A 9,091-nucleotide genomic window follows, 5' to 3' on the forward strand; every position below is an offset into this window, starting at 1 on the left:
GCAGGGGGAGCAGGGGAAGCAGGGGGAGCAGAGGGAGCAGGGGGAGCAGAGGGAGCAGGGGGAGCAGAGGGAGCAGGGGAAGCAGGGGGAGCAGGGGAAGCAGGGGGAGCAAGCAACACGATCAGTTTGTGTCGAACTGCTCGAAACAATAATTGGCAAGGGTTGTGGCTTAAGTTGACGCGGATGACAGACGTGCGCCCTTTTAAGTAGGTTGGTGGAAATAAACCTGGAGTTTTATTGCGTCTTGTACCCCCCAGCATAAGTAATGACACACATATTTTGATACTGGATATGATAGCCAAAAGCTACACCCGCGACTTGAAAAGCTGAATTAAAGATATTTTTTCGATGCCCGCGATCGCGCACCCCATCATCGATAATTAATTGCATGATAATTTCATCTGCCCGTGCCACACCATAAGAAATATTTTCACCTGCGGTGATCTGCCAACTCCCATATCGATTCAGGCGGATAAAAGGAGTGCTGCGATCGCTACCAATATGCCCAATACTTCCTGTTTGTCCTTGATCACGAACATGATCCCTCGCCGCTTTTGACATCCCCAGAGATAGTTTGAACGGCGATAATGGACGAGTGGATTGGAGAAAATCAATCGCCTCATCAACAGCGTTTACACCTTCAATTGTGCGTAAAAATACCTGTTGCGAAAGGTTGACCTGATTTACCGAAAAGCGCTGTCTCCAGTTGTTTAAAAGCGTAAGATAAGACGTGGGCTTTGTTCGCACTTTATTCGTTTCCTCAATCACCCTAAATTCCAAGGGCGAGAGAATAATTGTCTGTGCTGAATTCATTGTTTATCCTTAGGTGTGGGATATCACACAATTACAATAGATCTATTGGGTTCTGGGAAAACGGCTCACGGAAGCCACCCTATCCGTACTGTCACCAAAAACCCTAATATATACTCGCTTGCTTACCAGTTTCTCAGGAACAACGCTGTGCAAATTCCTCGACTGCACCCAGACACCATCGCCCAAGTCAAAGAACGAGCAGACATTGTTGATGTCGTCTCGGAGCGAGTTGTGCTGCGAAAGCGGGGAAAGGAATATGTAGGCTTGTGTCCCTTCCATGACGAAAAGACACCCAGTTTTACCGTCAGTCCCGGCAAACAAATGTACTACTGCTTCGGCTGCGGTACGGGTGGAAGTGCGATTAAATTCCTCATGGAAGCAGAAAAACAGTCCTTCAGTGAGGTAGTCTTCGACTTAGCACAGCGCTATCAAGTGCCGGTGCAAACCCTGGAACCTGAACAACGCCAGGAGTTACAGCGTCAGTTATCCTTACAAGAGCAACTGTATGAGATTGTGGCACTAGCCGCATCATTTTATCAACATGCACTACGACAACCCCAAGGACAGCAGGCGCTAGAGTATTTACAATCTCAGCGACGTCTGGATGAGGAAACGATCCAACAGTTTCAGATAGGGTATGCGCCGGCGACGTGGGAAACCCTGTACCGCTATCTAATCGAACAAAAAGGCAAACCGGTACAACTGGTAAAAGATGCTGGATTAATCTTGCCACGCAAGTCAGGAGACGGCTATTATGATCGGTTTCGCGATCGCATCATGATTCCGATTCATGATCGTCTTGGGCGAGTCATTGGTTTTGGCGGGAGATCATTAGGTGATGAACTTCCCAAATATCTTAATTCTCCAGAAACGCCTCTATTTAATAAAGGGAAAACCTTATTTGCTTTAGACAAAGCCTACAACGCCATTGGGGATAAGGATCAAGCCGTTGTCGTCGAAGGCTATTTTGATGCGATCGCGCTGCATCGAGTGGGGATTCAAAACGTTGTCGCCTCATTGGGTACAGCCTTAAGCCTGGATCAAATGCGCCAACTACTGCGTTACAGCGAATCCAAACAAATCATCCTCAACTTTGACGCCGACAAAGCCGGAACCACAGCCGCCGAACGCGCGATCGGAGAAATTGCCGACTTAGCCTATCAAGGACAAATTCAACTGCGGGTACTCAACCTCCCCGATGGTAAAGACGCCGACGAATTCCTTACCCATACCCCTGATGGGGCACAACAATACCAACAGCTATTACAAAATGCGCCCTTATGGTTAAATTGGCAAATTGATCAACTCCTAATAGGTAAAGATCTCAAACAAGCCAATCAATTTCAACAGGTGGCACAGAAAATTGTCAAATTGCTGTACCAATTAGAAGATATTAATCAACAAACCTATTATATTGATTATTGTGCGGAAAAGCTGAGTCGCGGAGAAGCCCAAATGATTCCTCGACTCATCCAAATTTTCCAAACTCAACTCAATAAATTACGCCAGACTCCGATCAAGAAAGATGAGAAATCCAATCTTAACCAGAAAAACTTATCAATCTCGATCGACTTATCCATTAGCGAAGAACACAGTCTACTCGAAGAAGCGGAAGCATTACTCTTACGCATTTATCTGCACCGTCCCGAATATCGCCAGACTATTATTGAAACTTTAGATACCAAAGATTTGCTATTTAGTCTTTCTCCCCACCGATTTTTATGGCAGCAAATATTAGACCTGCAAGCCGTCGCTCAACCTATCCTATCCCAGCAACCTGAAAAGCTCATCTCCTTACTCCAAGACCGCAGTATCCAGTTTCCAGAGGAGATGGTTATGGTGGAACATTTATTCCACTTAAATGAAAAGCAGTCTATTGAAGATATTATTCGCACTCCCTTAGATATTCGCACTGCTACTGCTTCTTTAGAGGTCGTGATGTGGAACAAGCACAAGCGATATTGTCTAGAGCAGTGGAAAACTCTCAATGTTGCCACTGACCCAAACCGTAAGGACTACTATTCTGAAGGAATTAAGGAAGCCTATAAACGCTTGCAAGAGTTACAGAAAATGCGTCAAGCTAACATGTTAGACATCCACAAATTCACCCCCATCTAATATTATGTCCGGAAACTTTTAAAAGCAAAATAAAGTATCGCGGGTTTGGCGACCTGTGGTAGGGTTTGTACCTGTCGCAATTTGACACAATTGTTCCTCGGCTTTGGGATCAAGAAAAGCATCGGTAAAATCAGCCCCTTCAATCGTCGCGCCATCAAACTGAGCATTGAAAGCGTAGGCACTTTCAAGCACGGCATTTTTCAAATTAGCACCGTTCAAACGCGCTTTATCTAACGTTGAGTAACTGAGGTTTGCTCCTTCCAAGTTCGCCAATTTCAGATTAGCACCAAAAAAACTGACTCCCTGCAAATCGGCATGGCTAAAATTACTTTCTCGCAAATCCGCTTGGTTAAAACTGGCATCAGTCAGCACACGCTCCGAAAAATCTGAATTAACCAAAGATTGTTTGGTATAATCCACAGCCAAAGCTGGGGCGGCGGGAAGCATTGCTATAGCAAAAGGGCTAGCGATAAACATGCATAAGCTAACCACCCAAACTAAAATGAATCTGAACATAGTTTTGGCAATCTGTAGATATTTATTTATATAATTATCCTACCAGTCAATCGTCATCAATCGCCGTGTCAAAAAGGGGGTTACTTTTCGCTCCCTTGAGTATGACGAATGACCAATGACATAAACAAATGACAAATAACAAAGGACAATTAGGAGAACAACTCGTTGCTACCTGGTTACAAGCACAAGGTTGGACTATCTTACATCATCGATGGCATTGTCGTTGGGGAGAAATCGACTTGATTGCCTACTGGGATGTAGAGGAGAGGGAAAATCCCCTATCTAATCTGGGTAGAAACCCCCAACTCTATCCCCCTACCCCCCCACCACCAAACGCTGAGTCACATATCCTAGCATTTGTCGAGGTAAAAACTCGCAGTCGAGGGAATTGGGATGCCGATGGTGGATTGGCAATTACATCCTCTAAGCAAGCCAAACTTTGGCGAACAGCCGAACTATTTTTAGCAGAACATCCCGATTTAAGTGATCTTCCTTGTCGGTTTGATGTCGCCCTGGTTCGCTACCACCGTCTTTGCCAAAGCTCACGCCCTGTTGCCATCAGTGACGTGTTACCAACTTCAGCCCCTCAATTCGGTGAACCGTTTACTCTGGGAGGATATGAGCTTATTCTACAAAACTATATCGAGTCAGCTTTCTGTTGACGAAGGGCGGGTTTTGTGGAGCACTTATCGGTAGATACTCCTTAAATGCTAAAACTCGCCCTTAGGTAAGGCATGGCTTTTGTATTCGTCCCGATGTTGGAGTCTGATTGATGGGAACTCTTTACGCTAATGTTTCTGGACAGTATCCTAGTCCCATGGTAAATTGTTGGCGAAACGCTTCAATATCCGTCTTATCAGGGTGACCATGAGACACCACCGCGACTTGGTAGCGACGCATGACATCGATAGGAGATTGTCCCGTATCGAGGCTCCAAAAAGCCATTTGCAAGCGCATGTCGGGTTGGAACGGAATCCCCAATTCGCTCATGAAGGCTTGGAAGTCTCCATGTTGCTGAGGTGTGAGGGGGCTGCTCATTTTAACTTTAATTACCCAGCCATCAATTTGATGAATCACCGTTGTATATTGAACGGGAAGCTGGATCATGGAGTGGAGGTACTCGACCACTCGCAGTGTCAAACTAGCATTGGCTAAAAAATAAAGGTAATCCATAGGGCAGCTAGGCGTGGAGTGCAAGGAAGTGCTATACCTTCATTCTGACAACGGGGATCAGGAATTGGTAGGGGAAAAGCCCCCGCTCTCAACTGGGGGATCATACCCAATTTCCTTGTTTTAGTCCTTTGTCATTTGTTTTTGGGGATGAGTACCGGATGGCACAAGGTAAGTCACAGTATACAGTAGAGCTAAAACCCCGACCCGTCCCTGACCTACCCAATTTGTCAAAGATTGATGAAATACTGTACTTGACTTAAATAACCACCTATGCAAAATGACCTATTGCTTTCCAGCTATAACTATGATCTGCCAGAGAGTCAGATTGCTCAAACCCCGCTTTTCCCTAGAGATAGTTCTCGTTTGCTAGTGGTTGAGTCTCCCACTCATCATCAACACTGCATTTTTCGAGATTTACCTCAGTTATTGCGTGCCGGCGACTTGTTAGTTCTGAATAATACTCGTGTGATTCCGGCTCGACTCTACGGGCGGAAGGTAACTGGCACACCCGTAGAAGTGTTACTGCTAGAGGAACGGGAGCACAACTGTTGGTTAGCATTGGTGAAACCGGGACGACGGCTGAAAGTGGGTTCAACGATAGTCTTTGAACCCGATAAACCTGTCGCTTCGGTAAGTTATGGGGAGACTCCCCCATCATCAGACGAGACAGAAACAGCAGGACTTATAGAGACAAAGAATCGAGAGACTTATGGTTCTATGCCTCCCCTCCAGGCAACGATTATCGCTAGAGATGACGAAACCAAGGGGCGTCTATTGCAGTTTGACCTACCCAAGGGCAAGTCCTTAATCACCCTATTACCCCACTACGGTCAAGTTCCGTTTCCGCCTTACATCACCCACTCTCAAGCCACACCCGATCAGTATCAAACCGTATACGCCAAAATCCCAGGTGCAGTAGCCGCCCCGACAGCCGGACTCCATTTTACCCCTGAACTGTTGCAGAGGTGTCATCAACGGGGAATTGAGCAGGCGTCGATTACCTTACACGTTGGTGTGGGTACGTTTCGCCCGGTGGAAATCGAAGATGTGACGAGTCATCAAATGCATGGCGAGTGGTTGGAGGTATCCGCCGCAACGGTGGCACAAATTCAGCAAACCAAAGCCTCAGGTGGGCGGGTGATTGCCGTTGGTACAACCGTGGTTAGGGCTTTGGAGGGGGCGGCGGCGAGTGGGGAATTGCAACCCTATGGTGGCAAAACCGAATTATTTATTTATCCCGGTTACCAGTGGCGGGTGGTTGATGGGTTAATTACCAATTTCCACTTGCCCCGTTCTACACTATTAATGCTCGTGAGTGCCTTGATTGGCAGAGAGCGGCTGTTGAAGTTGTATGCTGAAGCGATCGCGTATAATTATCGATTTTATTCCTTTGGTGATGCCATGCTGATTTTGCCAGAAGCGGTTAGCGATTAAAGTGCGAACCAATCGGGGAGTGAACAAGAATCGCGGCAATCTCCTGCTTCAACGAAGTAAGCCGGAGAAGGATAGCGGACGGGCTAGGGATTGAATATCCCCTAGCCTGTCAAGTAAAAATAGGCAAATTCATGTTAAAATGTAGGGATGAAAACACGTAGAGTAACCTACAGACTTTATCCAAACACAACCCAATGTGACAAGCTCCATTGGGCTAGAAAGATGCACTGTGAACTCTACAACGCGGCAATTGCAAATCGTAGGACACAGTACAAGCGCTTTGGGCATTCTGTTTACTATTTTGAACAGCAGAATTGTTTACCTGAGTTTAAAAAGGTTTGGATTGAGTATGCAGAATTAGGTTCTCATACGTTACAAGCTACATTAAAACGTGTTGATTTTGCTTATACTCGTTTTTTCAAAGGTTTGGGTAAATATCCTAGATTCAAGGCAAAACGAAGATACAGTGGCTGGACATATCCGGATAAAGCAAGTTGGAAAGATTTTTTCTTAGGCAAAAATGGTCATCTTGAGTTGAGAGACCTTGGCTTAAAGCTCCAGATGCGAGGCAAAGCTAGAACTTGGGGAACTCCAACAACCTGCACGATTTTCTTTAGAAACAGCAAGTGGTATGCATCAATAACAGTACAGTGTGAGCCAACTCGTCAAACAGGTACGAGTTCAATTGGAATTGACCTTGGGTGCAAAGACGCGATCACCCTGTCAACAGGCAAAAAAATTGCTAAACCAGATTTTATTAAGGAGGGACACAAAAAAGTTAAAGTAGCCTCTAAGCGTTTAAGACGCAAAAGAGCGCCTAACAGAAACAAAAAAGTTAAAGGCTCAAGACGATGGAAAAAAGAACGGAAGCGGGTTTCTAAACTCCAGAGCAAGATAGCTCGTCAACGAGAAGATTGGCTGCATAAAATAACCAGCGAGATAGTTAGCAGTAATAGCCTAATTGCTGGTGAGCAGTTAAATGTCAAGAAGATGACGGGTAAAGCTAAGAAAGGTAAACGCAAAAAACAGAAAGCCGGATTAAATCGGTCTATCCTTGATGTTGGATTTGGCATTGTTGGAGATTTATTAACTTACAAAGCGGCTGAAGCTGGCGGATTTTATGTTGAGTCACCAACTCGAACACTTAAACCAACTCAAAGATGCGCTAAATGTTGGGAATTAACACCCAAGAGCTTGGCTGATCGAGTTCACGTTTGCTCTAATTCCCACTGTAATCATGTTGAGGATAGAGATGTTAATGCTGCCCAAGTTAACGAAATTTGGGCAAGGGGTTTGGAACGAGCCTCTTTAGACGTAGAGTCGCCTAGCTCTACTGATTGCTCCAAGCATGAAGCAACTAGGGATGTTGAAACGTCAGAAACAGCGACTTACTGCGTTGAAGTCGCTGTAGTTCATATTGGCACTATTAAGATAGGAAGCTACGGACTCTTGACCTCGTACATATTCCCTATTCAATTTCCCAATCGTCTTCTACCATGTCTAAAAACTATCACCGACCCTTTGGACTTACCGCCGCCCTATTCGCACTCAGTCTCCTGTCGGCTAGTCCCGCCTTCGCTGAGACTCTACCCAAGCGTCAGCACAGTAAGCAGTTAGTTGAAGGGTTATACACAAATGACCTAGAAGCGGCGACATTTTTTCAACAAGGAGTCATGCGCTATAATCGCGGTGACTTCAAAGCCGCCGAGATCGCCTTTGGCAAAGCCCTCCAGGAAGATCCGTTTATCCCCATGGCAAGGTATTTGCTGGGGAATGCCCTGTTTCAGCAAGGTCAGATTGACTCAGCCGCTGAACAATATCGCATGGCGATTGGTCTCGATCCTAATATGGCAGAGGCACATTACAATCTGGGCTTGATGTCATACCAACAAGGCAATATCGAGGAAGCGATTAGCGCCTATCAACAGGCGATCGCTCTTGATCCCAATTTAGCCGCCGCTCGCTATAATTTAGGCTTGGCATTAGAAGCCCAAGGTGACACGGAAGCCGCACTGAGTGAATACACACAAGCCGTTCGCCTCAATCCTAACTCCGCTGTTGCTAAGTACAATTTGGCATTACTACTCGCCAAACAAAACCAAACCGATTCCGCGATCGCGGCACTACGGCAAGCCGTTCGCAACGATCCACAATTCGTACAAGCCCATTACCAACTGGGATTGCTGCTGGCTCAACAAAATCAGATTACCGAAGCCAAAAATTCCTTTATCAAAGCAACTCAGATCAATCCACGATTTGCATCGGCTCATTATCAACTGGGTCTAATTCTTTTACAACAAGGGGATGTTGAGGAAGCCATTCGCCGATTTGATTGGGTAACACGGCTAGATCCTGACAATGTGGATGCTTTGCGCCAATTGGGAGCCGCACTGATTAAAAATGGGGAATATGAGCGGGCGATAACAGCACTTCAACGAGCCGTAGAACTTGATTCTTACGATTCGCTGGCGCACTATAATTTAGCCGTAGCGCTGCATCGAAATCAACAGTATGATCAGGCTATTGCCGAATATCAACAAGCCATTCTGCTCAATCCAAAACTATCACTCGCGTTTTACAACCTAGGAATAGCCCTCCAGCAAGTTGGACGGGGACAAGAGGCGGTTTCCTTCCTCTTAGAAGCCAGGAATTTGTTTATTGAAGAAGGCAATTTGGAGAAAATTGATGCCGTTGACCAATATCTAACACAACTCAACATCTCATCGAACCCATTGCCCAATTCACTCCAGCCAATGCCTGCAATAACTGAAGAACCCTAGTGAATGGCACGCTCCAGTCAGTCCTGAACTAAAGTACTCTAACACAAGCCGCTCCGTGTCTACGCCCTCCGAGTAATCTGCTAATACCAAGTTGCACCTCAAAGAGGTAATCTTTCATGGTTCACGAAGTTTTAACCAGCTTGACTGGTGACGCTATCCGTCGAACAGTGGACAGTAATAGACAACAAATACCAAAACTGTAGAGATAGCCAGTCTCAGTTCTTTAATGAACTACGCTACCTGGGTCATGACACCTT

General features: G+C 45.8%; 8 protein-coding genes and 1 pseudogene. 6 read left to right on the forward strand and 3 right to left on the reverse strand.

From position 1 onward, the window contains the following. A partial coding sequence (locus ACLGGO_RS34210) for a hypothetical protein (protein WP_446422657.1) occupies positions 1 to 210 on the forward strand: 210 nt, incomplete at its 5' end. Between the two features lie 24 nt (positions 211 to 234). On the opposite strand, the gene ACLGGO_RS34215 is transcribed toward ACLGGO_RS34210, so the two are convergent. Then, on the reverse strand, positions 235 to 813 hold the full coding sequence (locus ACLGGO_RS34215; RefSeq protein ID WP_446422658.1) for a CAP domain-containing protein: 579 nt from the start codon (positions 811 to 813) through the stop codon (positions 235 to 237). Between the two features lie 147 nt (positions 814 to 960). Between ACLGGO_RS34215 and dnaG the strand changes: the two genes are divergently transcribed. Continuing rightward, a complete protein-coding gene (gene dnaG / locus ACLGGO_RS34220) occupies positions 961 to 2,931 on the forward strand; it encodes a DNA primase (protein WP_446422659.1) in 1,971 nt (656 codons plus the stop codon). Between the two features lie 18 nt (positions 2,932 to 2,949). Here dnaG and ACLGGO_RS34225 read toward each other — a convergent pair whose 3' ends face one another. Continuing rightward, the gene (locus tag ACLGGO_RS34225) at positions 2,950 to 3,408 is read right to left on the reverse strand and encodes a pentapeptide repeat-containing protein (protein WP_446422660.1); all 459 of its coding nucleotides are present in this window, start codon (positions 3,406 to 3,408) and stop codon (positions 2,950 to 2,952) included. 167 nt (positions 3,409 to 3,575) lie between these two features. Between ACLGGO_RS34225 and ACLGGO_RS34230 the strand changes: the two genes are divergently transcribed. Continuing rightward, positions 3,576 to 4,109, forward strand: a complete 534-nt coding sequence (locus tag ACLGGO_RS34230; RefSeq protein ID WP_446355370.1) for a YraN family protein — start codon at positions 3,576 to 3,578, stop codon at positions 4,107 to 4,109. Positions 4,110 to 4,230: 121 nt separating this feature from the next. On the opposite strand, the gene ACLGGO_RS34235 is transcribed toward ACLGGO_RS34230, so the two are convergent. Then, a complete protein-coding gene (locus ACLGGO_RS34235) occupies positions 4,231 to 4,620 on the reverse strand; it encodes a hypothetical protein (RefSeq protein ID WP_446334556.1) in 390 nt (129 codons plus the stop codon). A 270-nt stretch (positions 4,621 to 4,890) separates the two neighbouring features. Here ACLGGO_RS34235 and queA point away from each other — a divergent pair, with 270 nt between their 5' ends. The 3 genes and pseudogenes from queA (at position 4,891) to ACLGGO_RS34250 (ending at position 8,834) form a co-directional block, all read left to right on the forward strand. Further along, positions 4,891 to 6,054 carry a tRNA preQ1(34) S-adenosylmethionine ribosyltransferase-isomerase QueA gene (queA, locus tag ACLGGO_RS34240; protein ID WP_446422661.1) on the forward strand — a complete coding sequence of 388 codons (1,164 nt, stop codon included), beginning with the start codon at positions 4,891 to 4,893 and terminating at the stop codon, positions 6,052 to 6,054. Between the two features lie 147 nt (positions 6,055 to 6,201). Beyond that, a pseudogene (locus ACLGGO_RS34245) lies at positions 6,202 to 7,465 on the forward strand (RNA-guided endonuclease InsQ/TnpB family protein). 85 nt (positions 7,466 to 7,550) lie between these two features. Continuing rightward, complete coding sequence (locus tag ACLGGO_RS34250; protein ID WP_446422662.1) at positions 7,551 to 8,834, forward strand: tetratricopeptide repeat protein; 1,284 nt, start codon at positions 7,551 to 7,553, stop codon at positions 8,832 to 8,834. The last annotated feature ends 257 nt before the right edge of the window (positions 8,835 to 9,091 follow it).

Origin of the sequence: Coleofasciculus sp., assembly GCF_046565525.1 — a bacterium.
Classification (GTDB): domain Bacteria; phylum Cyanobacteriota; class Cyanobacteriia; order Cyanobacteriales; family Coleofasciculaceae; genus Coleofasciculus.